This is a genomic window from Terrisporobacter vanillatitrophus, from assembly GCF_051148895.1.
GTDB lineage: Bacteria > Bacillota > Clostridia > Peptostreptococcales > Peptostreptococcaceae > Terrisporobacter > Terrisporobacter vanillatitrophus.
Map to the genome: position 1 here is coordinate 2,926,868 of NZ_CP154625.1, position 25,541 is coordinate 2,952,408.

The following is a 25,541-nucleotide window of genomic DNA, read 5'->3' on the forward strand; positions in this document are numbered from 1 at the left end:
AATTAAAGAATATTGTTTGGATTAACATCTATAGAAATGTTCACATCTTTATCAAACACAATTTCTTTTTTCGTTATACATATATATTTTATTATACCTTTTAATAAATTAATTTCAATATTATCATCTTTAAATAATAATTGATATCTATAGTTTTGATTAATTTTTGCAATGGCACAAGGACTTGGACCTAATATAAAATCAAAATCTTCTACTCCTCTTTCTTTTAATAAATAGGTTAAAGAGTTGTACATACTTTTTATATTATTCACTACTAATTTCTCACTTTTCCCACTTACAACTACACTTATCATATTATTAAATGGTGAATAGTTGAAGATTTTTCTTACTTTTATTTCATCTTCATAAAAACCTTCAAAATCATAATTTAAAGCTCTTCTAATTACATAGTGGTCTGTATCGTATGTTTGAAGTACTACTTTACCTTCTTTATCACTTCTACCAGCTCTTCCTGATACTTGAGTTATTAATTGAAATGTTGTTTCAAAACTTTTAAAATCTGGAAAGTTTAACATCATATCTGCTGATAAAATACCAACTAAAGTTACATCTTCAAAATCTAAACCTTTACTAAGCATTTGAGTTCCAATTAGTATATTAGCTTCTTTGTTTTTAAACTTATTTAAAATATTATTTAATTCACCCTTTTTAGATGTTGTGTCTTTGTCCATACGAAGTACCTTTGCATTTTTAAAAAGTCTTTTTATTTCCTCTTCAACTTTTTCTGTACCTATTCCAAAAGGCTTAACATAATCACTACCACATTCTGGGCAAGTTTTAGGTATTATTTCTTCATATCCACAGTAGTGACATCTCCCTATATTTTGGTGTTTATGATAAGTTAATGATATATCGCAGTTTTTGCAAGAAAATACATAACCACATTTTCTACAAGAAACGAAATTGCCATATCCTCTTCTATTTAAAAATAATATAACTTGATTATTCTTATCTAAAGCTTCCTTTATTTCATTTTGTAAACTATAAGAAAACATACTCTTATTGCCTAAAGTTAATTCATTTTTCATATCAACTAGCTCTATTTTAGGAAGAGGCTTTTTATTTGCTCTTTCCTTAATATCAATTAAATTATATTCATTATTTTTTGCTCTATAATATTCTTCCACAGATGGAGTGGCAGAACCAAGAACTAAAGTAATATTTCTTTTTAAAGACATATATTTTCCAACTTCAATGGCAGAGAACTTCGGATTTTTTTCTGATTTATATGCACTTTCATGAAATTCATCAATTATTACTACACCCAAACTATTAAATGGTGCAAATAAAGCTGATCTAGCCCCAATTAATATTCTTATTTTGCCATTTTTTATAGCTTTAAAAACATCATGCTTTTCTCCTTCAGACAATCTACTATGGAAAACACCTACTATATCACCAAATCTATTTTTTAATCTAGATATGGTTTGAGGCGTAAGAGAAATTTCCGGAACTAGAAAAATACTGTCTAAACCTTGTTTTAAAGCATAATCTATTATTTCCATATAAACTTCTGTTTTACCACTACCAGTTACACCATGAATCATATATGGCTTTTTATTTTCATCAAACATCTCCGAAGTAATTTTATCTACAGCTTTTTTTTGTTCTTCATTGAGAATAATTTCTTTTTTGTTTTCATCATAACATTCTTTAGGGCTTCTATAATAATCTTTTATATTAAAAGCTATTAAATTTTTATTTTGTAAAGAAGTTATACTTGCTTTTGATGCTTTTAATAATTTAATTAAATCATTAATTTCTATTTCTTCATTATATTTTAAAAATTCTATAATATCTCTTTGTTTATCTCCTAATCGGATTTTATTATATGAAACATATTTATCAATAAGATCAGAATCCATACTCAAGGAAATATAACAAATTTTCTTTTCATTTTTTTGACTTTTATAATTCCAATCTGTATCAATTAAATTATCTTCTTTCATTTTTAATAAAAGATTATTTAAAGTAGATGAAAGCTTTAAATCCTTAGGATTAATATTTTCTTCTATAGCTTTTTCTTTTATTAATTTATCTAATTTTATCTTATTTTTATTTTCTATTATTTTATTTATAACAAATTGTCTGTTTTTACTTAAGCTATCTATTTTCATGTATAAACTATTAGCATCTAAATTTTTCATTTCTTGTGATAAACTTATTTCTTTAAAGCTCTCTACCTTATATCCTTTAGGATGAAGCAATGATATACAGTCCATATAAGTACATAAATATCTATTTTTTATCCACTGAATTAAATTTATATCTTCTTGCTTAAAAATAGGATGCTCATCAAGAATATCAAATAATTCTTTAAATTCCATATTGTCTTCTACTTTATTGGTAATCAAAAATATATAGGCTTCTATAGGTTTATTACCCCTTCCAAAAGGAACTAAAACCCTATGACCAACTTGAATATCTTCCAATAAAAACTCTGGTATTTTATATGTAAACAAGTTATCTGTATATATGCTGTTATTTTTCACTATAACTTTTGCGTATTTTTCACTATCCATAGATTGCTCCTTAAAATTCGCTTTGCTCATATTATAATCATTATAAGCGATAAATCCGTCACTTAAAAATATAAGCACCTATAAATAGATGCTTACTTTTCTAATAATGATTTTACTTTATCTAATATGATATTTGCAACTTCATCCTTTTTCATTTGAGGATATTTATTTATGTTGCCTTCGTTGTCAATTATTTTTACTATATTTGTATCGGTACCAAAACCTGCACCTTCTTCAGTTAAATCATTGGCAACAATAAAGTCTAAGTTTTTCTTATTAACTTTACCTTTAGCATTTTCAATAAGGTCATTAGTTTCAGCAGCAAATCCCACTAAAATTTTATCTTTTTTAATTTTTCCTAGTTCATAGGCAATATCCTTATTTCTATCTAATTCTATAACTAAATCATCATTGCTTTTTTTTATTTTTTTATCACTATAAGTCTTAGGTTTGTAATCTGCAACAGCTGCACTTTTTATTATAACTTGATTTTCATCGAAATTATCTATAATTGCATTATACATATCCTCAGCAGATTGAGTTTTTATTAGTTTTTTTATGTTAGATGGTGGCTCTATATTTGTTGGGCCACTAACCAAAGTTACATCTGCTCCTCTATCAGCTGCTATTTTTGCAATAGCATATCCCATTTTTCCTGTAGATCTATTAGTTATATATCTTACTGGATCAATACTTTCTACTGTAGGTCCAGCAGTTATCATTATTTTTTTGCCTTGTAAATCCTTATTTTTATTATTAAGTAATTCTACAACTTCATTAACAATAACTTCTGGAGAAGCAAGTTTTCCTTCTCCTTCATCACCACAAGCAAGTCTACCACTTTCTGGCTTAACGAAATTATAACCTAATTCTTTTAATGTATTAATATTTCTTTGAAGAATGGGATTTTTGTACATATTAGTATTCATAGCAGGTGCTATAAGTACTTTTCCTGTAGTTGCCATAACTGTAGTTGTTAACATATCATCACATATACCATTTGCTACTTTTCCAATCACATTGGCTGTAGCTGGTGCAATTAAAAACACATCAGCTTTTTTTGCTAAAGATATATGTTCAACATCCCAAGTTTTTGGTTCTTCAAACATATCACTTACTACATAATTTTGACTTAATGATTGAAAAGTTAGAGGTGTAACAAATTCAGTTGCACCCTTAGTCATAATTACATGAACATTTGCATTTAGTTTTTTTAGTCTACTTACAATATCGCATGCTTTGTATGCGGCTATTCCACCACTAACACCAATTACTACAGTTTTATTCTTTAACATAACTTACTCCTCGATTAATTTACTTTGTTCTTCTGCATGTAATGCTTCTTGTATTTCTATTTCTTCTTCAGTTAATAATCTATAAGTTATTTTTCCTTCTGATATCTCTTCAGTAGCAAGCATCACTGGCTTTCCTTTGTTTATTTTACTATCAATGTATGACTCGTTTCCATCAACTATTTCTCTTGCCCTTTTTGCTACTGTACCTACTAAATAATATCTGTTGTCTATTTTTGATAATACTTCATTTATAGATGGTTTCATTTTATAATTCCTCCTTAAATTTTCTTATTATTTCATCTTCATATCTTGCAGCTTTATTTTTTTCAGCGCTTATAATATTTTCAATTTCTATTGCAGCTTCCACTTCTCTATTAGTTTCGTTGAAAATAAAATAGTTATAATCTTTAATTTGTTTGATTTCTTCAAAAGCACAGCTTAATCTTTCTTGCATTTGCTCCTCAGTTTCTGTTCCTCTAGAAGATAATCTACTTTGTAATTCGCTAAGAGTTGGTGGTAAAACAAATATTAAAATTGCATCTGGATAAATTTGTTTTACTTGTCTAGCTCCCTGCATCTCTATTTCAAGAACAACATCTTGTCCTTTTTCTAAACACTCCATAACTGGTCCCTTTGGAGTTCCATAAAAATTACTATAAGTTTGAGCATATTCTAAAAACTCATTTTTACTTATCATATCATTGAACTTTTCATGAGTTAAGAAGAAGTAGTTTACACCCTCAACTTCACCAGCTCTTGCTTGTCTAGTTGTTGCTGATACAGAAAGTTTTAAATCCTTATTTCTATTCATTAATACTTTACAAATTGTGCCTTTACCTGCACCAGATGGCCCTGATACAACCAATAAAAGACCTTTCTTGTTTATAACCATTAATATTTCATCCTTTCAACTTATCTATTAGTATTATACATTTTACTAGCATTTATCACATTTACTACTATTCAATGTTTTGTATTTGTTCTCTAATTTTTTCTAATTCACTTTTAATTTCTACTACTAAATTAGTTATATTTATATTAGACGACTTTGAACCTGTTGTATTAACCTCCCTATTCATTTCTTGAATTAAGAAGTCAATTTTTCTACCTATAGAATCATTTTTCACTACAGTATTTTTAAGTTGTTCAATATGACTTCTAAATCTAACAATTTCTTCTGTTATAGAGCTTTTATCTGCGAATATTGCAACTTCTTGGGCCAACCTATTTTCATCTATTATACTTGGATTTTCTAATATTTCGCCAATTCTAGTATTTAACTTTTCTTTGTATTCATCTACAATAGTATCCGAGTATTTTTCTATTTGATCTACTAAATCACTTAGACTATCACATCTTTTTAATGTATCTTCTGCAAGTTTTTTACCCTCTTCTTTTCTCATTTGTCCAAGTTTTTCTAATGTAATATCAAGTGCTTCTTTTAACATGCTCCAGTATAAATCTTCATCTTCTTCTTTTTCCTCACATTTTACTATATCAGGAAACTTTGCCACACTCATAACACTAATGTCGTCTTGTAAATCAAATTTTTCTTTTATTTCTTTTAAAATATTTACATATTGAGTGGCCAGCTTATCATCGAACTTTAAGTTTACATCCTCAGAACCGATTAAGTCAAGCTTTATATATAAATCCACCCTTCCTCTCTTAACAAAATTTTTAACGTAATTTCTTATTTTATCTTCTAAAAAAGATATCTTTCTAGGTAGACGAACATTTATATCACAATATTTATGATTAATAGTTTTACATTCTACTAAAAAATGATAATTATCATTTTTAAATTCTCCCCTACCAAAACCTGTCATACTTATAGCCATATTATTTTATACCTCCAAAATTCCTTCGCATATTTTTTCTGCTCTTCCACTCATATAAGCTTTCTCATCAACCAAATCTATTTTTAGACTTCCACCTTCAGAAATAACATTTACATTTTTGCATACTTTATTTAAATAATTACTTATAATAACTGAAGCTGTCATTCCTGTTCCACAGCCTAATGTATATCCACAACCTCTTTCCCATGTTCTAACTAATATGTTTGATTCATCTATAACTTTCACAAAATTCACATTAGTATTTTGTACAAAATTTTCATGTTTTTCTATTAACGGGCCATATTTATGTATATCTTCCATATTTATATTATCTACAAAAACAACAGTGTGAGGAACTCCCATAAATATAGAACTAATAACAAATTTTTTATCTAAAATTTGAATATTTTCATTTATAAAAACTTCTTTTGGGGTGTTAACAGGTATATCATCAGAATTAAAACTTCCACTGCCCATATTAACTGTAATTGTATCCAGTTGATTTTCTTTAAGATTAATCTTTATCTTCTTTATTCCATCTAATGTATAAACATCAAATTCTTCTTTTCTAATTATATTATTGTCATAAACAAACTTAACAAAACATCTAAGTCCATTACCACACATAAATGCACGACTTCCATCAGAATTATAGTATACCATTTCCACATCTGCCACATTACTATTTTTTACAACTAATAGACCATCAGCACCAACTGAAAATCTTCTATGGCAAACTTTTTTTGCTAATTCACCGTAATTATCATTTTCTATATTGTCATTTCTACCATCAATTGCTATGAAGTCATTACCTATACCTTGTAACTTCCAAAATTTCATTTATATCTCCCCTTTTGTACAAACAGTTCTAACTTCATATTATACAATATTTTTTTGAAAAAATAAATATGAAGAGTTCTATCATTTCATTATGTAATAATATCTATAATTTGTTTTTATCATAATTTTTCTTAAATTCTTTCAAGTCATTCTTAATACTTTCATCTAAGTCACGCCATCTAATATTGCTTATAGCACCTTCTAAAGCGCAAAGTCGATTTAAGCAAGCACTTTCATCTATATTCTTAATTTTTATCCAAGCCTTTTTACTTCCTATTTTTTTTAATTCTTCAATACTATATATTCCAACTTCATTTAACTGTTTTTCTAATACCTTTCCTATATTAGATAGTTTACTTAAGTCTCCCATTTTCTCACCTCCAATATTTCTTCTTAGTTATAATTTTATTATATTTTCATATTTATGCAAAACTTTATGTTCCCACTATTCACATCTTGGTTATAATATGTAATAATAAGTTTATTACTTATGTTTGAAAGGAGAGTATTATGGCATTAGATGGTTTAGTTATTCATAGCTTGGCTTATGAGCTTAGCACAAAGCTTGTAGGTGGTAAAATTGATAAAGTTCATCAACCAGAAAGTGATGAATTGATCTTATATATACGAAACAATAAAGAAAACTTTAAATTAGTATTAAGTTCTAGTGCATCAAATCCTAGAGTTTATATAGCCAATGATTATAAAAAAGAAAATCCAATTAAAGCACCAATGTTTTGCATGTTATTTAGAAAATACATACAAGGTGGTATAGTTACAGAAATTTCTCAAGTTGATTTTGAAAGAATAATAAAAATCAGCGTTGAATCTTTCGATGAATTAAAGGAAAAAACAACAAAAGATATATATATTGAAATAATGGGAAGACATAGTAATATAATTTTAACTCAAAACAATAAAATAATAGATTCTATAAAAAGAATTCCTCCTAGTATAAGTAGAGTTCGTCAGTTGCTTCCTAATATGACTTATGAACTTCCACCAACGCAAGATAAAATTAACCCTATAAAAGGCGCATCTATAAAAAGTTTCATCAATACTTTAAGAGAATTCGATGGTCCTATATACAAGGGTATCTACACTAAATTTTTAGGAATAAGTCCATCTGTAGCTAAAGAAATTTGTCACAGATCTAATTTAAACCCTAATGACAAGGCAGAAGATAAAACTCGTGATGATTTATCTGTCTTATATAAAGTTTTTTCTGATTTATTTACTAAAATTAAAAACGACAACTATGATCCTTGCATTGCTATAGATGAAAATATAGATAAAGTAATTGATTTTAGTTGTATAGATCTTAGCTTCTTAATAGGAAGTAAATTCATAAAAAATGATTCTATATCCCAAATTATTGAAGATTACTACAAAACGAAAGATTTTAAGGATAGAGTTCATCAAAAGACTTCTGATTTGAGAAAAAGTATTTCTATTAAATTAGATAGACTTTATAATAAACAAAAGAAAATAGAAAAAGAATTAAGAGATGCAGATAATGCTAACGAGTTTAAAATTAAAGGTGAGCTACTTACTTCATATATATACATGATAGAAAAAGGTATGGAAAGTGTAGATGTAGCAAACTTCTATGACGAAAATTATTCAAATATTACAATACCATTAAATAAAAATTTAACACCTTCTGAAAATGCTCAAAAATATTTTAAAAAGTACAGCAAATTAAAAACAGCAAAAGTTGAATTAACTTCTCAAATTACTATTTGTAATGAAGAAATTGAGTATTTAGAAAATATAATACTTGGTATTGAAAACTGCGAAAATTTAGAAGAATTAGCAGATATTAAAGATGAACTAATTAGATTCGGATATGCTAAAGCTCCTTATAGATACAAAGCAAAAAAAGATATAGATCTTACAACAAAACCTAATCAGTTTACCTCTTCTGATGGATTTACAATTTTAGTTGGAAAAAATAATAAACAAAATGATTATTTAACATTAAGAATTGCAGATCCAGAAGATATTTGGATGCATACTAAAAATATACCTGGCTCTCATGTTATTATTAAATGTGCAGGAAAAGAAATACCTGATGAAACATTATATGAAGCTGCCATGCTTGCAGCTTTCTATAGTAAAGGTAGAATGTCTTCTCAAGTTCCTGTGGATTACACCATGAAAAAACATGTAAAAAAACCTAGTGGATCAAAACCTGGTATGGTTATTTATGAAACTAATAGCACTATTTACGTTACTCCAACGGAGGAAATGATAGTAAAATTAAAGAAATAAATATTAAAAAGGTAATAAGTCTTTAAAAAGCACCCTTTGTGGGAGTGTAGATAGGTTTGTGTAAAAACAAACTTACCTACACTTTTTTAGTATTTAAAATTGGTAAGTTTGGAATAATATTCATATTAAAATTTATGGAGGTTTGTAAAATGAAAGATATAATTATTCCAGATATTGATTATCAAGCAGAGGTGAAAAAATGTAAGACAATGGAAGACATCGTTGGAAAAAATGGATTGATGCAAAAACTATTCAAGGATGTAATGCAACAACTTTTAGAGGCTGAAATGGAAGAACATCTAGGTAGAGAGAAATATGAAAGATCTGATAATAATGATACAAATTATCGAAATGGATATAGTTCAAAGACAATAAGTAGTAGTTTTGGTGATATTGGATTAGATGTTCCAAGAGATAGAAAATCAGAATTTGAACCGAAGGTTGTTAAGAAATATGAAACAGTATGTAATGAATTAGATAAAAAGATAATAGGTCTTTATGCTTGTGGAATGAGTGTGAGAGATATTCAATCTGAAATGGAAGAGCTATATGGTATAGATGTATCACCTTCAATGATTTCTAAGATAACAGATAAGGTTGTTGAGGCTGCCGCCGAATGGCAAAGTAGAACACTTGATGAAATTTATCCTATAGTATATATGGATGCTATGCATTTTAAAGTAAGAGATGATAATAAAATAGTATCTAAAGCTGCATACATTTGTATGGCCTTAGATATGAAAGGAAAAAAAGATATATTAGGTATTTGGATAGGTGAATCTGAAGGGGCAAAGTTCTGGCTATCAGTATGTAATGATTTAAAAAATAGAGGTTTAAATGATATATTAATAGCTTGCATGGATGGTTTAAAAGGCCTTCCAGAAGCAATAAAAACTGTATATCCAGATGTGAATATACAAACTTGCATAGTACATCAAATTAGAAATTCATTAAAATATATAGCATCAAAAGATCAAAAGGAATTTATGAAAGATTTAAAGAATGTGTATAGAGCATTCAATGAAGAAACTGCGCTTGCAAATTTAGATATTTTAAAAGATAAATGGTATAACAAGTATTCAGTTGTAATAGATTCTTGGTATAATAATTGGCCTAATTTAGCAACGTTTTTCGATTTTTCTGAAGATATTAGAAGAATCATATATACTACAAACTCACTAGAAGGTTTTAATAGACAGCTAAGAAAATATACAAAGGTTAGAACTGTATTTCCTACAGATGAGTCACTAAGAAAATCTCTGTATCTTTCTACTATGAAAATCATAGAAAAATGGACATCTCCAAATCAAAATTGGGCTACCACTTTAGCGCAGCTAACAATTAGATTTGAAGATAGAATTCCTAAAAAATATACAATCTAAAATTTTTTTGAAAATGGTAAATTTAGTGTATATTGTCCTAAATTAGACACATAATAAAAATGTATAAAATACCATTATTAGTATTCCAATCAAATAAAAAAATATTACTGGAATAAGTAATTTCCAGTAATATCAATTAATAAATAAGTCTATTTACACAAATCTATAGACATTCTCCCCTTTGTAAATAATAATTTTAAAAAAGATATTTTTAAAAAGCAAGATGATTTCTGTATTGCACAGAGGTCATCTTGTTTAAATTTTCTATTTACCAAATTAGAAGTAATACTATGTTCTTTTGTAGCTTTCATAATACGTCTATATGGATTTACTTTTCTAAAGGAACAAACTATACCATATAGAATAGACTTTTTTATTAATTGCCTACCCTATATGGTACATTTTATATTCTCTAAATCTCTTTTATTATTAGATTATATAACTCCCATTATTTCAAATAATTTTCTAAAATTATTTACTGTCTTATCACTTAAGTTTACTGATTTACATTTTACTTTATCATAAAATTCTTTGGCAGCCATAGTTTTATTATCAATATAACTTATATTAAATTTATTCTTATCCTCTTCGCTTATAAGAGTTTCCACAAACTCTGCATATTTATAAATATCCTTATCTTTATTATCATAGGTATCATTACAATTTACAAAGAATATATCTTTATTTATTTTTAAATTTAAGTTTTCTATTAACTTGTCGCACTCTACAAATCCAGCCTTGTCATAGTCTAATATTACCTTGAAATCGCATCCCCAACCAATTAGTATAGATACAATTACATTTACATTTCCTGCTCCAACAGCTGGAATAATATAGGGCATTTTTTCCTCTGGTACATTAAAATAATATAACATAGCTGTATAATACATATAGTCAGTTATGCCTTCTGTTACAATATTTAGTTTCTCTCCTTGTGGCCCAATATTAAACCTTAAATCTGCACCTATAGCTTGAACTAAAGGACTTAATGTTTCTCTTTTTGATACGCTATTTAATTTAGTATCATAAGCTGTATTATAAACATTCGTATTGCCTTTTTCATCTTTTTCTATTGCCCTTATATTTATAATATTATTTGAATCTATCATGTAAGGAGAATGAGTAGAATAAACTACTTGATTATCATTTTTACATAAGTCATAAAATAATCTAAGCAACTCTCTTTGAGCATTCACATGAAGATATACTCCTGGTTCATCTAATAAGTAAATTACATTTGTATCTTTTATATCATTGGCTAATATATCTATAAATAAATTTAAATACCATCTAAGACCATTACTTCTTTCGTTAATATTTGTTGTATTTTCATTTGTCTTCACAAGAATTTTTATAAAATCATTTTTGAAAGATATTTTAATTTGCACGTTTTCTTCACAATAAAATTCATTGAATCTTTTTTGTATATTGTACTTAACCTTTTCTTTTATTTTATTTCTAAAAAGTTCCAACTGATTTTCATCATCATTTTCCATTGCAAGTAAAAATTCCTGTGAATTTATTTCACTTGCTAATAAAAATTTATATAACGTTCCTCTTCTATCTTTTATTTGTTTTTTTACTTCTTCTAATTGATACTCATTTTGTAATTCTTCTTCATTTTTTCTGTGATAAAGTATGGGTAAAAGTGAATATTTTTTTCTTATTTTGCTTTTAACAATTTCTAAATGCCTTATAAGAGTGTATCTTTTTTCGTCATAAATTATATTAGGCTTAGTATCCATCTGTATATTGTCAGCAAAGTCATCATCTTCACTAACACAAATGTAGTCTCTCCCATAAGAATTGAGAATATATAATAACTTATTAAGTGTCTTTTTATACTTAATCCAAATGGTATTATCAACATTTTCCATAAGATTGATATATTTAGCTACTTCAACAAAAAATTCACTGTCCATACTATCATAATAATTTTCCTGTAAATACAAAATTAGCTCATTTTTTAAATAATTGATTGATCTAATCAGTTCTATATCTTCATTAAATAATCTTGAATATCCTCCTTTAAACTCAATTTCTTTATGCTTTGAAAAATAAAAATAAGTAACATCATCTTTAATATCCTTATATTCTTTTAATAGTTCTATTTCATTTTTAGTAAATTTAAGCTCTACAACTAAAGATAACTCTTCATCTAAAGAACCATTGTTGAATTTATAAAAATCATCTAATATATAGTGACTAAAAGAAATTGCTCCTAGGATTTCAAGCACATTACTTTTGCCACTATCATTTTTACCTATTAACGCTGTAACATCATCTTCTAACAATAATGTATTTTTTTGTGTTCCTATTGATTTGTAATTATTTATTATTACGCTTGATATCCTCATAAAATTCACGCCCCAATTTAATCTTCTATAAATTATATTAATATAAGTATAAAAAAAATCACAAATTATATATAGACATAATTTGTGATTTAATATTAAAATTTTTTATTTCATACTAGCAAACTCTCCAATAGGACTGCTCTCTTCTTTTTTAAAGTCATTATAATTTATTAATATGTTAACAATTATACCTACTAAAGCAGCTAAACTAAGTCCTGTTAGTTTTGCATTGCTAGCTATTGGTATACCTATTTCTACTCCTGTAAAGTGTTTTACATAACAAGTAGTAAGACCAATAACTAATATTATTAACATTACTGAAAGATTTCCATTTTCCTTATAACATTTGCTATCTCTTATAGTTTTTATTCCTATGAAAGTAATCATTGAAAATAAGTAAATACTAATTCCTCCCATAACTGCTGTTGGTATTGATTGTAACAATGCTCCAAACTTACCTACACAAGATATTACGATAGCGAACACTGCAGTAAGTCTTAATAGTTTAGGATCATAGTTTTTAGTTATAGCAAGTAATGCTGTATTTTCTCCATAAGTTGTGTTAGCTGGGCCACCCATAAATCCTGCAAATAAAGTTGCTATACCATCTCCTAGTAAAGTTTTATGAAGTCCTGGATTTTCTAAGAAGTTCTTACCAACAACTGCTCCATTAGTAGTTATGTCTCCAACATGTTCCATAAATACTGCTAAAACTACTGGTGCTATAATTATTATAGCTTCAAGTGAAAACTTTGGTGCGCTGAAGTTTGGCATTGCAAAATAACTAGCCTGACTTACTGCGCTAAAATCTGTTATTCCTATAAATTTACTTACTACTATACCAACAAATATTGCTATTATCACACTAAATTGTCTAATGCTTCCCTTAACAAATTGATTAATACCTACTGCCACTCCTAAAGTTATAAGTGCAACTAGCAAGTTATTCATTGCCATATCTATAGCTGTTGGTATTAAATTTAAACCTATTACTATTATCATAGCTCCTGTAACCTGTGGCGGGAAGAATTTTTTAACTTTTTCCGGTCCCACAAATCTTACTATTATTGACATAATTACATATATAAGACCTGCGACTATTATACCACCTTGAGCATAAGACAAGTCTCCATTAAAAGTCTCTGCAACTTGATTTATTACTGATATAAAAGCAAAACTTGATCCTAAAAATACTGGTACTTTAAAATCTGTACACTTATGGAATAATAGTGTTCCAACTCCTGCACAAAATATTGCTACTGATGGATCAAATCCAGTAAGTAATGGAACTAATACGGTAGCTCCAAACATTGCTAACAAATGTTGTATTGATAAAATGGCTTTTTTCATTTATTTTCCCCCTAGGATTTTTAATTGTATAGTTGACTTATTCTTCTATGCTAACTGAATCTTCTGCATCGCATTCAGTTAATTTAACTGATATTATTTCCGTTCTTGATGTTGGCACATTTTTACCTACATAATCTGCTCTAATAGGTAGCTCTCTGTGACCTCTATCTACTAAAACTGCCAATTGTATAGTTTTAGGTCTTCCCAAATCCATGAGTGCATTTAAAGCTGATCTTACTGTTCTTCCTGTATATAATACATCATCAACTAGTACTACTATTTTATCTGTAATATCAAAATCTATTTTTGTTGAGTTAACAACTGGATCAATTTGTTTTTTACTTAAGTCATCTCTATAAAGGGTTATATCCATTTCACCTGTTTCTATTCTTTGACCTTCTATAGTTTCAATTTTATCTGCTATTCTACTTGCAACTGGAACTCCTCTAGTCTTAATTCCTATAAGCACTACATTTTCTATTCCTTTGTTTCTTTCAATAATTTCATGACTTATTCTTGTTATTGCTCTTCCTATTGCTTTTTCGTCCATTATTTTTGCCTTTTGCATAAGAATCCTCCTAAAATTTTTGTATTTAAATAATTTTATTAAATACCATGTAAATCCCAAAGAAATATTATTGTACAAAAAAAACTTCTTATCTTAAGACAAGAAGTTAGTATTTTTCCCACATCAAAAAAATTCTATTGTTACATGCCTTATGATCTCTCTGTATCATTTTAAAGGTATTTAATTACTATCTTTATTATATATAATTAATAAGTTTTTTTCAAGTATATTTTGCATTTTCCATTACTTTATTCTATTAAGTATTTTTTGGAAATATGCTGGTAACTCTGAATTAAATTCTACGTATTCATTTTTACTAGGATGAATAAATCCTAATTTCTTAGCATGAAGAGTTTGCCCTTCAACTTTTAATTTATTATTTTTAGGACCATATACAAGGTCCCCTAAAAGTGGGTGATTTAAAGATGCTGCATGAACTCTAATCTGGTGAGTTCTTCCTGTTTCCAGTGTAGCCTTTACCAAAGTATAATTTTCAAATCTTTCAATCACTTCAAAATGAGTCACCGCTCTTTTACCATCTTTAACTATAGCCATCTTTAATCTATCCTTTGGATTTCTTCCTAAAGGCTTGTCCACAGTTATTTTATCTTCTTTAAATATACCATGACAAATAAATTCATACTCCCTCGTTATGGAATGATCTTTCAATTGATTAGCTAATGAGTTATGTGCATTATTATTTTTTGCAATCATCAAAAGCCCAGAAGTATCTTTATCAATTCTATGGACTATACCTGGTCTAATTACACCATTTATAGATGATAAATTATCTTTACAGTGATATAAAATTGCATTTACTAAAGTATTCTCATAGTTGCCTGGCGCAGGATGAACTACCATATTTTGTGGTTTATTTACTATTAATAAATCATCATCTTCGTATACTATATCTAGGGGAATATTTTGAGGAGTAACTTCCAATAATTTTGGAGCTGGAATTTCAATTACTATTTTATCTTCTTCTTTAACTAAGTATTTTGCTTTTTCTATCTTATCATTAACTTTAACTTTTTTATCTTTAATAATTTTTTGTATATAACTTCTAGACATATCTCCTAGTTGACCTGATAAATATACGTCTAGCCTTTCTCCTTCTTCTTCTTCAAGAACTAAGAATTCTCTTATTTCATCCATTATTTCACCTGCTTCTCATCTTCTTCACTTATAATTATATATATACATAGTAATATTGTTCCTACTACTACAAAACAATCTGCTAAATTAAATACATAATTCCATACTATATGAAAATCTAAATAATCAATTACAAATCCTAGTCTAACTCTATCAATTAAATTTCCTACGGCACCTGATATTACTAGTAGTATACCTATTTTTCCAATATTATTCACTTTTTTAGTATGTAAATAATAAAGACCATAGCAAAAAGCAATTGCTGCAACTACTATAAAAATAGTTTGATTATTTTGTAGCATACCAAAGGCTGCTCCCCTATTTTCCACATAAGTTAAATTAAAAATATTATTTATAACAGGAATACTTTCTACTCCTTTTAAATAATTTAATGCCCAATACTTTATCATTTGATCTAGTCCAATTAATATAGCTACAATAAGTTCATACATTTTCAAATCCTCCTAAACAAGTCTCATCTTATTATTATACAAAAAAAGCATCTTTAAAGAAACAAATTTCTAAAAGATACTTTTTCTATTTATATGCTATTTAATTTGTAATTTTTTCATTGTTTGTATTTTTTTCTAAATGTTCTATTAACTCTGAAATTGTAACAAACTTATATCCTTTTTCCAATAAATCTGGAATTATTATATCTAAAGCATCTATGGTTTGAGACTTAGAATTTCTTACTTTATTATAGTCGTGTAATAATATTATACACCCATTTTGTATTCCAGTTTCTATAGATTTCACAATAGAACTCACACCTGGACTTTGCCAATCTCTAGCATCTACATAAGACCAAAGTACTATGTTCATATCTTTTTCTTTTATTATCTCACACATATCTTTGCTTATGGCTCTATATGGTGGTCTAAAAGTTTTTGGATATACTCCTGTCACGGACTTTACTGCACTTTGAGTATCTCCAATTTCTTTTTTAATTTTGTTGTATCCATTTTTTGATACATTTATATGTGTATAAGTATGATTTCCTATTTCATGACCTTCTTCATATTCTCTTTTTATTATTTTTTTATTGTATTGAACTTTTTCTCCTATAACATAAAATGTTGCCTTCACATTGTATTTTTTCAAAATATCTAATATTTGTGGTGTGAAGTCTTCATCAGGACCATCATCAAATGTTAATGCAATAAGTTTCTCATCTATATTTCCATATTTAATTATTAAATCTTCATAATCAAATTTTGATGTTTTTTTAAATATTCCTGTTTCCATATCTATATTAGATATATTTTTAATACTTATACCTATTAGAACTATTACACCTAAAATTAATGCATAAATAGTCTTTCTCATGTGAAGCACTCCTTACTTGTCTTTATTCAGTTTGTCCATCTAAATCATTTTTATTTAAATCCGTTAAATCTTTAATATACTCACTATAATACATATCGTTATATGAATTAAGAGGATTTTTATCCATACTTTCACTTACATCTGGTGGAGTAATAATTTCTTTTGCACAAGAAGAACAAAGAGTAGTTTCTGGTATTATATCTAATCTTTCTTTTTCTATTTTGTTATGACAATTTGTACAAATACCATAGCTACCATCAGAAAGCTTGTCTAAGGCTTCGTTTATTTCATTTAAAACATATTTTTCATGATTTATTAAACTATTTTCCATATCATGCATATATACATCTGTACCTATATCTCCTATATGATTATCTACACTAGATAATTCTCCACTACTATATTTTTCACTAGTATGCTTACTTATATCACCAAATAGTGTATTGTCTTCCATTTCTTTTATGGTCTTATTTACTTGCGCTTTTTCATTTTCTAGTTTTTTTCTATAGTCCATAATATCACCTCATTTATTATCTGTATTGTTGTACTATATTTAATAATTTTGCTATGTATCTACCTATAAAAGGTAGATCTACCCAACTAAATAGTATTGCAAGCACTATGGCTGCAAGAAATGTAAATCCAATAGCTTGGCCAAATCCCTTTCCTACACCAGCTATAAAATTAATGATAAATAATCGCCTTTTACTATCTGTCAAGTACATATAGTCTCTAATTCTACTTCTTTCGATTATTATTATTAGTTTTTCTAAATATCTTTTAATGATACCTAATTGTTTTTGTGAATCATCACTTAAATACATTCCATTAATAAGTCTATCAATATCTTCAATACTTACATATTCTTCAGTATTTTTTTTACATTTTTCTGTATAGGAGGCTTCTACAGCCTTATCTATATCTAAATATTTTTCATCTTCAACATTGAAATTTTCTTTTTTATTTTTATAATTTTTTAGATTTTCTGCAGATATACGAGTTTTAAACTTCATTATTCCACATCCTTTTATATTTTCATAACATCAAATTTAGTATATGAAGAAAACTTAAAAAAATGCAAAATAAAGACTAAGTAATTATCATTTTCTTAGTCTTTCCTTTTTTATTATTAATTATTTCTTTTTATAGATTCGCATAAAAAAAAGAAGCCAAATTGGCTTCCTTTCTACTATAATGCTCTTAGCATTTTTAGTACTATATCTTTTGAATTTTCAGCCGCTTCTATAACAAATTCATCGTACGTTACATTAGCACTTCCATCAGCCTTATCTGACATGGCTCTTATTATTACGAATGGAATATTATTCAAATAACAAGCATGAGCAATTGCCGCACCTTCCATTTCTCCACAATAAGCATTAAAATCATTTTCTAACTCTTCTTTTAATTCTTTAGAAGATATAAATATATCTCCTGTTGCTACTCTACCTTTAACTATTTTAAACTCTTTATCCTTTACTTGAGCAAGAGAAGATTCATATGCCGCATTTATAAGTCTTTCATCTGCTATAAATATAGAATTATCCATTTGTGGTATTTGACCTTTTTTGTAACCAAAAGCTCTAGCATCTACATCATATTGTATTGCTTCTGTTGATATTACTATGTCATTTACTTCTAGGGATGAATGTATAGCTCCTGCCACTCCTGTATTAACTATTGCATTTACATTAAACTCACTTATTAATATTTGAGCACATAATGCAGAGTTTACTTTTCCTATTCCACATTGTACTAATACTATTTCTTTATCTTCTAATTTTCCTTCATAGAATGTTAAACTTGCTTTTTTAACAGTATTTTCTATGTTCATTAAGCTTCTTAGAGTTATAACCTCTAATTCCATGGCTCCGATTATTCCTATTTTTTTCATATTTCCTCCTAATTTACGTGCATTTTTAATAATAATCATTTTATTATAAAAAACCGTTCTAATAAATTAGAACGGGTATTTTCAATATATTTAATAATATGTTTTATATATAAATTTGTCAAGAAGCTAAATCTATATAACTGCCACCAATACTGCACCTTCTGATGTATAAACTCCCATTGATGGACCCACTTCCATTACATAAACTTCTTTAAAGTCATGATTATTTTCTAATACTTCTTTCATTTTCATAGCTCTTTCTGGGCAATTTGCATGTCCTATAGCTAATTTAGTTCCACTTGTTTTGTGAATATTATTTTTTATATAATCTATAACTTTATTCATAGAGTTCTTATCTCCTCTAGCTTTATCTATAGGCTTAACTAAACCATCAGTAATATGAACAATAGCTTTCAAGTTTAAAGCTCCTATTATTTTTCCTGCTAAAGCATTTATTCTTCCACCCTTTATTGCATTTTCTAAAGTGTGTAAAGCTCCATAAAATACTACTTCATGTTTTAATTTTTCAATAGTGTTTACTATTTCATCCATACTTTTATCTTCATCTATCATATTTGCAATTTTTGATACTAATAACGCTTGACCGATTGAACCTGTAGTAGAATCTATTATTTCTATTCTCTTTTTTCTTCCGTTTTCTTCTTCATACATATTCTTTGCAAGTACTGCACTATTATAGATTCCTGATAATTTGCTTGTTAAACATAATACTATAATGTTGTCTTCCTCACAATCAAATGCATCTAAAAATTGATTAGGAGATGGACATGATGTTTTTGGTAATTCACTATAGTCTTTCATCATTTCATAAAATTGAGGTATAGTTATATCTGTTCTTGTTGAATAACTTTTATCTCCAAAAGAAACCATTAAGTCTACTATTTCAACTTCACTACTATCTATAATTTCCTTAGAAAGATCACAACTACCATCTGTTATTAATTTTATATTTTTCATTCAAAAATACCTCTCCTTAAATATAGTACATAAAATCGGTCAACTGACCGAGCAATAAATATATTTTATCTTTTATAGGTATTTTTGTCAATATTTATAGAATGAAAATGTTTTTTGTAATTTGACAATATTTTTTCTTGACATTATAATAGGTGTAGATAAGTAAAGTTAGGAAGGTTTATAATATGAAATTAGATAGAGGAACCAAACAAAATCATAACATGAAGGAAAAGATTTTATTAACTTCTATTGATTTAATGACTAAAAACGGCATAAATAATACTTCTTTAGCAGATATCGCAAGAGAAGTTAACATAAGTAAGGGCACATTATACTATCATTATTCATCAAAGGATGATATTATATTCGACATAGCCGATAATCATTTAAGTATAATATCAGAAGCATTATTAGATTGTCTAAAAAAAATAAATTTTCATTTTACTACAGAAGAATTTGTATTAGTTGTACTTAAGAACATTTCAAGCATTGAAAGTACTGGTAGAATTCATATGTATTTAATTTGTGAGGCAATAATGGGCAATAATGCATTAAGAGAGCGAATTGGTCTTAAATATGTTGAATGGAGAACTACTTTAGAAAATCAAATGACGCAAATTATAACTGACAAATCACATGCAAAAGGCGCTTCATTCTTATTAATGTCTGTAGTAGATGGACTGGTAATACAAGCTCTTTTAAAAAGCGAAAAAATACCTTACGCAGAAATAGCTAAATTCTTAATAGATTATTCAAATAAAAATAGAACTACCTCTTTATAGTTATTAACTAAGAGGTAGCTCTTTTTTATCTTATGTTACTATTTTCTAATAACTTTTATTCCTGTATCATGTCCATTTAAATCAAACACTTCTAAAGTATTCTCTTCTACTCTTTCTATATCTAATGCTAAAGTTTCATTTTTGATATATTCGTCAAAATTACTTATAGCCTTAGCTATTTCATCATCTCCACAGAATTTTATATCAATGTTATCTAATACTTCAAAATCATTAGATTTTCTTAATTGTTGTACTTTTGATATGAATTCTCTTGCATATCCTTCTTCTATTAATTTTGGAGTTAAGTTTGTATCAAGAATTACGAATATGTTGTTCTCCATACATACATCAAATCCTTCTTTAGAAGATATATTTATTAGAACTTCATCTTTACCAAATTCAAATGTTTCTCCAGCTAAATCAACTACTACTTTTTCCCCCACTTCTAACTTAGGTACTACTTCGTTAGCATTTAATTTTCCTAAAGTTCCAGCAAACATTCCCATTTTATTACCTAAAACAGGACCTAAAACTTTGAAGTTTGGCTTTAAGCTATAGTTCATATATTCACTTAAATCAGCAGCAAACACAACTTCTTTAACATTAAGTTCTTCTTTTATTAAGTCTACAACGTCACTTATTTGAGCTTCATATTTTCCATCAACTAAAACTTTTTGAATTGGTTGACGAACTTTTATTTTACTTTCTTCTCTAGATGCTCTACCTAAAGTAACTAACGCTTTAGTTATTTCCATTTTTTCTTCTAATTCTAAATCTATTAATTCTTCATTAGCTCTTGGATATGACGCTAAATGAACTGATTCTTCATTAGTTAAATCTCTGTATATTTCTTCAGAAAGATATGGAGCAAATGGAGCTATCATTTTACAAAGTTCAGTTAATAATTCATAAGTAGTATTGTATACTGCTTTTTTATCTTCTGTTAACTCAGTAGCCCAGAATCTTCTTCTTGAACGTCTTATATACCAGTTAGATAAATCGTCATTTATGAAAGCTTGTATACTTCTTATAGTTTTATTAACTTCGAATATTTCTAAGTTTGCTTCTGTTTCTTTCTTTAAATGGTTGAATCTTGATAATATCCATCTATCTAACTCTGGTCTATCTTTGTAGTCAACAAAGAAATCAGTTGGATTTACCTTGTCTGTATTTGCATATAAAGCAAAGAAGTTATATACGTTTTTGATAGTTCCTATGAACTTACTTTGTATTTCTCTAAGACCTGATTCGTCAAATCTTATTGGAGTCCATGGTGGAGATACGTATAATAGATACCATCTAAGAGCATCTGCTCCGTATTTATCGAATAATTCAAACGGGTCTACTGTATTTCCTCTAGATTTACTCATTTTCTTACCATCTTTATCAAGAACAAGGTCATTAACAAGTACATTCTTGTAAGGAGCTTTTCCTGTTACAAATGTAGATATGGCAAGTAAAGAGTAGAACCATCCTCTAGTTTGATCTATACCTTCACAGATGTAATCTGCTGGGAATAATTGATCAAAGTTTTCTTTATTTTCAAATGGATAATGATGTTGAGCAAATGGCATTGCACCACTATCGAACCAACAGTCTATAACTTCTGTTACTCTTGTCATTGGTTTACCACAACATTCACATTTTAAATGTATGTCATCCACATAAGGTCTGTGAAGCTCTACAGTTTTTGGATCTATATTTTCTATTGACTTTGCAGCTAATTCTTCTCTAGATCCTACTGACTGTTTATGACCACATTCACATCTCCATACGTTAAGTGGAGTACCCCAGTATCTTGTTCTTGATACTGCCCAGTCATTTAAGTTTTCTAACCAGTTACCAAATCTTCCTTCTCCAACGAATTTTGGATACCAATTAACACTATTATTATTTTCTATTAATTTATCTTTTAGTTTTGTCATTTCTATATACCAGCTTGGTTTTGCGTAGTATACAAGTGGAGTTTGACATCTCCAACAGTGTGGGTAATTATGCTCTACTTTTATTTTTGAGAATAATTTATTTTCTTTTGCTAACCATTTTATTATTTCAACGTCTAAACCGTCTTCCATAACAAATTTACCTTCCCATGGGGTAGCTGTAAATTTACCACTTTCATCAACAGGTTGTAATACTGGTAAGTTATATTTTCTTCCTAAGTTGTAGTCATCTTCTCCGAAAGCTGGAGCAGTATGAACTATACCTGTACCATCTTCAGTTGTTACATAATCACCTAAAGTTATAAAGAATGCTTTTTCATCAGTAGTTACAAATGGCATTAATTGCTCATATTCAACACCTTCCAAATCAGCACCTTTCATCTCTTCTAATATTTCATAAGTTCCTTCTCCTAAAACTTTATTAGCTAAAGGTTTTGAAACATAGTATATTTCATCATCTTTTTTAACTTTTAAATAATCTACTTCTCCATTTACTGTTAATGCAACGTTTGAAGGTAGAGTCCAAGGAGTAGTTGTCCAAGCTAAGAAGTACTCATTTTCAGTACCTTTTCTTTTGAATTTAGCTACAACTGTATTAGTTTTAACTTCCTTATATCCTTGAGCAACCTCATGTGAAGCAAGTCCTGTTCCACATCTTGGACAGTATGGAAGTATCTTATGTCCTTCATACATGTATCCTTCTTTATTGAATTTATCTAATATCCACCAAACTGATTCTATATAGTTATTATCTAATGTTATGTATGGATTATCTAAATCAACCTCATAAGCCATTCTTTCAGTCATATTTCTCCATTTGCTTTCGTAAGTAAATACTGACTCTCTACATTTTTGGTTAAATTCAGCTATACCATACTCTTCTATTTGTTGCTTATTAGTTAAACCTAATTGTTTTTCAACTTGAAGCTCTACTGGTAATCCATGAGTATCCCATCCAGCTTTTCTTTTAACTTGATATCCACTCATTGTTTTATATCTACAAACCCAGTCTTTTAAAGTTCTAGCAACAACATGGTGTATACCTGGGTTACCATTTGCTGTTGGAGGTCCTTCATAGAATACAAAGCTAGGATCATTTTGTCCTTTTTCTAATGTTCTTTCTAGTATATCTATTTGTTTCCAATATTCTGACACTTGACTCTCAGCATCTTTTACTGAGGAATCTACTAGTGGCTTAAATTTTGCCATGTTAAGTTCACCCTTTCTTGATCATTTATTAGTATAAAATTTAATTATTCCCATTTTTATTGACTTAAATGCCAATGTGTATATTTATAACTTTAGTTAGTTTAATTAAAAACATGGTATTTTGAATATAAAAAAACTCGTCCCCTAATAAAAGGGACGAGTTGAAATCGCGTTACCACCCTAGTTCTATATATACTTATAAGTATATATAACACTCTATAGTTTAACGGCACTAACCGGCACAGCTTAATCGATTAAAATCTTTCAGCCTGCAGCTCCAGAGTGATTTTCAACTTTATTCAATACATTGGTTCTCAGCTTGTCCAACTCTCTGTAGAATATCCAAAAGTTTACTCTCTCTATCATTACTTTTTAAAATATATAATTATATTCTTAAAGTATACAATAACTTATCTTTTCAGTCAACATAATTATTCTTTAAACATTTTTCTTATTCCATAGATGACGCAACTTCATCCTCTGCTAAAATGTTATGATTATCTTCGCATAAATCAATCATATTGAATGATTCATTGCAGTGTTCATCTACATTAAAGAATATCTCATCTATATTTGTCATTTCATCTTGAATTAAAGATTTAAATTTATTTCTAAAAATTTTAAATTCTTTAACTAAATCATCATATTCTTTCGTTAAGACTACTATTCTTTCTTTACAATTTTCTATAATTTGCTTTGATTTTAATTCAGCATCTTCTACTATTATTTTTGCCTTCTTATTTGCAGCATCACAAGTATCTTTAGCTGCAGTTTGAGCAGTTATTAAAGTATCATTTAAAGTTTTTTCTATAGTTTTATATCTACTCACTTGCTCTTGATATAATTTGATTTTTTCTTTTAAATCTAAGTTTTCTCTATACAGATTTTCAAAATCTTCTTTTACTTTATCTAAGAATTCATCAACCTCATCTTCATGGTATCCTCTAAATCCTTTTTTAAACTCTTTATTTTCTATGTCCATTGGAGTTATCATATATTCTCCTCCTACAATAATAATTTTCCTTGAACTTTAATTTTCCCTTTTTTTGTCAAATCGCCAATATTAATTATTTGTGATCGTCCTTTTCCCCTGACAGAGATTAAAGACTCTGATTTTATTTCTTTTGAACAAGATATGACTTTTTCATAATTAACATGAACTTTTTCGCTATTTATTAACTTGGCACTTTCTTGTCTTGATATATTATATAACCCACTTATTATACAGTCTATCCTACTTGAGGAAACAGTAAAGTTAATTTCTTTATAATTAGGCGGATTGTAAAGAACTTCTTTTCTAGAAATTTCTTTCAATTTAACATTATTCCTAGCAACTTTTTCTAAGTTCATTAAAATAAAATCACAGATATCAAAGGTAACAATTACCTGGCAAAAGTTCTCATGTATAATTATATCTCCAATTTTTTCTCTTTTAATACCTAGACTTAATAAAGAGCCCAGATAATCTTTATGACTGATTGATTTAAACTTGAAATTCCCTTCGATTTGTATAAATCTCAAAGTTTCACTTATATCTTCATAATCCATATAAAATGGATAAATAAATACTATTTTTCGTTCACTTTCGTCATATCCACCATCGACTGTATATTTTAAGTCATCATTGGAATTTAAAATAGCTTTAGCATTTTTCACTTCAAATGGATTTAAAAAGTCACTAAATCTTACGTCATAATTTTTTAAACAACCATTTGCTTTATCAATTATTCTAAACATCTTATTTTTTAAATCTATGTCTTTAATATGAGATGTTAATTTTAATTTGTCCATTTTATTATCT

23 protein-coding genes and 1 other annotated feature are annotated in these 25,541 nt (G+C 27.7%); of the genes, 3 read left to right on the forward strand and 20 right to left on the reverse strand.

Annotated features, from left to right (window positions below; all coding sequences use genetic code 11):
• Window positions 1–2 precede the first annotated feature (2 nt).
• The 7 genes from priA to TVTCOM_RS14565 form a co-directional block, all read right to left on the reverse strand.
• A complete protein-coding gene (gene priA, locus TVTCOM_RS14535; RefSeq protein ID WP_434796989.1) occupies window positions 3–2,573 on the reverse strand; it encodes a primosomal protein N' in 2,571 nt (856 codons plus the stop codon).
• A gap of 62 nt (window positions 2,574–2,635) precedes the next feature.
• On the reverse strand, window positions 2,636–3,838 hold the full coding sequence (gene coaBC / locus TVTCOM_RS14540; RefSeq protein ID WP_434796990.1) for a bifunctional phosphopantothenoylcysteine decarboxylase/phosphopantothenate--cysteine ligase CoaBC: 1,203 nt from the start codon (window positions 3,836–3,838) through the stop codon (window positions 2,636–2,638).
• A 3-nt stretch (window positions 3,839–3,841) separates the two neighbouring features.
• Window positions 3,842–4,102: a DNA-directed RNA polymerase subunit omega gene (gene rpoZ, locus TVTCOM_RS14545; RefSeq protein WP_434796991.1), complete on the reverse strand. Its 261-nt coding sequence runs from the start codon at window positions 4,100–4,102 to the stop codon at window positions 3,842–3,844.
• Between the two features lies 1 nt (window position 4,103).
• Entirely contained in the window at window positions 4,104–4,730 is a 627-nt protein-coding gene (gmk, locus tag TVTCOM_RS14550; protein ID WP_434796992.1) for a guanylate kinase, read from the reverse strand.
• A 67-nt stretch (window positions 4,731–4,797) separates the two neighbouring features.
• A complete protein-coding gene (locus tag TVTCOM_RS14555) occupies window positions 4,798–5,679 on the reverse strand; it encodes a YicC/YloC family endoribonuclease (protein WP_434796993.1) in 882 nt (293 codons plus the stop codon).
• A gap of 6 nt (window positions 5,680–5,685) precedes the next feature.
• Window positions 5,686–6,519, reverse strand: a complete 834-nt coding sequence (gene dapF, locus TVTCOM_RS14560) for a diaminopimelate epimerase (protein ID WP_434796994.1) — start codon at window positions 6,517–6,519, stop codon at window positions 5,686–5,688.
• Between the two features lie 103 nt (window positions 6,520–6,622).
• Window positions 6,623–6,889 carry a TfoX/Sxy family protein gene (locus TVTCOM_RS14565; protein WP_434796995.1) on the reverse strand — a complete coding sequence of 89 codons (267 nt, stop codon included), beginning with the start codon at window positions 6,887–6,889 and terminating at the stop codon, window positions 6,623–6,625.
• A 140-nt stretch (window positions 6,890–7,029) separates the two neighbouring features.
• On the opposite strand from TVTCOM_RS14565, the gene TVTCOM_RS14570 reads away from it, so the two are divergent.
• Both TVTCOM_RS14570 and TVTCOM_RS14575 read left to right on the forward strand, forming a co-directional pair.
• Window positions 7,030–8,793, forward strand: a complete 1,764-nt coding sequence (locus TVTCOM_RS14570) for an Rqc2 family fibronectin-binding protein (protein ID WP_434796996.1) — start codon at window positions 7,030–7,032, stop codon at window positions 8,791–8,793.
• Between the two features lie 149 nt (window positions 8,794–8,942).
• Window positions 8,943–10,175 (forward strand): IS256 family transposase, encoded by a 1,233-nt coding sequence (locus TVTCOM_RS14575; protein WP_434796184.1) that lies wholly within the window; start codon window positions 8,943–8,945, stop codon window positions 10,173–10,175.
• A gap of 434 nt (window positions 10,176–10,609) precedes the next feature.
• Here TVTCOM_RS14575 and TVTCOM_RS14580 read toward each other — a convergent pair whose 3' ends face one another.
• The 10 genes from TVTCOM_RS14580 to TVTCOM_RS14625 form a co-directional block, all read right to left on the reverse strand.
• Window positions 10,610–12,532 carry an AAA family ATPase gene (locus tag TVTCOM_RS14580; protein ID WP_434796997.1) on the reverse strand — a complete coding sequence of 641 codons (1,923 nt, stop codon included), beginning with the start codon at window positions 12,530–12,532 and terminating at the stop codon, window positions 10,610–10,612.
• A 105-nt stretch (window positions 12,533–12,637) separates the two neighbouring features.
• Window positions 12,638–13,882 carry a uracil-xanthine permease family protein gene (locus TVTCOM_RS14585; RefSeq protein ID WP_434796998.1) on the reverse strand — a complete coding sequence of 415 codons (1,245 nt, stop codon included), beginning with the start codon at window positions 13,880–13,882 and terminating at the stop codon, window positions 12,638–12,640.
• A gap of 37 nt (window positions 13,883–13,919) precedes the next feature.
• On the reverse strand, window positions 13,920–14,450 hold the full coding sequence (pyrR, locus tag TVTCOM_RS14590) for a bifunctional pyr operon transcriptional regulator/uracil phosphoribosyltransferase PyrR (protein ID WP_434796999.1): 531 nt from the start codon (window positions 14,448–14,450) through the stop codon (window positions 13,920–13,922).
• A 243-nt stretch (window positions 14,451–14,693) separates the two neighbouring features.
• Window positions 14,694–15,605, reverse strand: a complete 912-nt coding sequence (locus TVTCOM_RS14595; RefSeq protein WP_434797000.1) for an RluA family pseudouridine synthase — start codon at window positions 15,603–15,605, stop codon at window positions 14,694–14,696.
• Window positions 15,605–16,057 (reverse strand): signal peptidase II, encoded by a 453-nt coding sequence (lspA, locus tag TVTCOM_RS14600; RefSeq protein WP_434797001.1) that lies wholly within the window; start codon window positions 16,055–16,057, stop codon window positions 15,605–15,607. The genes TVTCOM_RS14595 and lspA overlap by 1 nt, the downstream gene beginning before the upstream one ends.
• A gap of 100 nt (window positions 16,058–16,157) precedes the next feature.
• The gene (locus tag TVTCOM_RS14605; protein ID WP_434797002.1) at window positions 16,158–16,934 is read right to left on the reverse strand and encodes a polysaccharide deacetylase family protein; all 777 of its coding nucleotides are present in this window, start codon (window positions 16,932–16,934) and stop codon (window positions 16,158–16,160) included.
• A gap of 22 nt (window positions 16,935–16,956) precedes the next feature.
• Window positions 16,957–17,448, reverse strand: coding sequence for a TraR/DksA C4-type zinc finger protein (locus TVTCOM_RS14610; RefSeq protein ID WP_434797003.1), 492 nt, complete (start codon window positions 17,446–17,448; stop codon window positions 16,957–16,959).
• Window positions 17,449–17,464: 16 nt separating this feature from the next.
• A complete protein-coding gene (locus TVTCOM_RS14615; RefSeq protein WP_434797004.1) occupies window positions 17,465–17,947 on the reverse strand; it encodes a DUF5665 domain-containing protein in 483 nt (160 codons plus the stop codon).
• Between the two features lie 176 nt (window positions 17,948–18,123).
• Window positions 18,124–18,828: a 5'-methylthioadenosine/adenosylhomocysteine nucleosidase gene (locus TVTCOM_RS14620; RefSeq protein WP_434797005.1), complete on the reverse strand. Its 705-nt coding sequence runs from the start codon at window positions 18,826–18,828 to the stop codon at window positions 18,124–18,126.
• Between the two features lie 132 nt (window positions 18,829–18,960).
• Window positions 18,961–19,806 carry a DegV family protein gene (locus TVTCOM_RS14625; protein WP_434797006.1) on the reverse strand — a complete coding sequence of 282 codons (846 nt, stop codon included), beginning with the start codon at window positions 19,804–19,806 and terminating at the stop codon, window positions 18,961–18,963.
• Between the two features lie 185 nt (window positions 19,807–19,991).
• On the opposite strand from TVTCOM_RS14625, the gene TVTCOM_RS14630 reads away from it, so the two are divergent.
• Entirely contained in the window at window positions 19,992–20,588 is a 597-nt protein-coding gene (locus TVTCOM_RS14630) for a TetR/AcrR family transcriptional regulator (protein ID WP_434797007.1), read from the forward strand.
• 38 nt (window positions 20,589–20,626) lie between these two features.
• On the opposite strand, the gene ileS is transcribed toward TVTCOM_RS14630, so the two are convergent.
• From ileS to TVTCOM_RS14645, 3 genes are all read right to left on the reverse strand, one after another.
• Entirely contained in the window at window positions 20,627–23,740 is a 3,114-nt protein-coding gene (ileS, locus tag TVTCOM_RS14635; protein ID WP_434797008.1) for an isoleucine--tRNA ligase, read from the reverse strand.
• 149 nt (window positions 23,741–23,889) lie between these two features.
• Window positions 23,890–24,115 (reverse strand) — a binding site (T-box leader).
• 76 nt (window positions 24,116–24,191) lie between these two features.
• Window positions 24,192–24,734, reverse strand: coding sequence for a DivIVA domain-containing protein (locus tag TVTCOM_RS14640; RefSeq protein ID WP_434797009.1), 543 nt, complete (start codon window positions 24,732–24,734; stop codon window positions 24,192–24,194).
• Window positions 24,735–24,745: 11 nt separating this feature from the next.
• Window positions 24,746–25,531 carry an RNA-binding protein gene (locus TVTCOM_RS14645; RefSeq protein ID WP_434797010.1) on the reverse strand — a complete coding sequence of 262 codons (786 nt, stop codon included), beginning with the start codon at window positions 25,529–25,531 and terminating at the stop codon, window positions 24,746–24,748.
• Window positions 25,532–25,541: the final 10 nt, after the last annotated feature.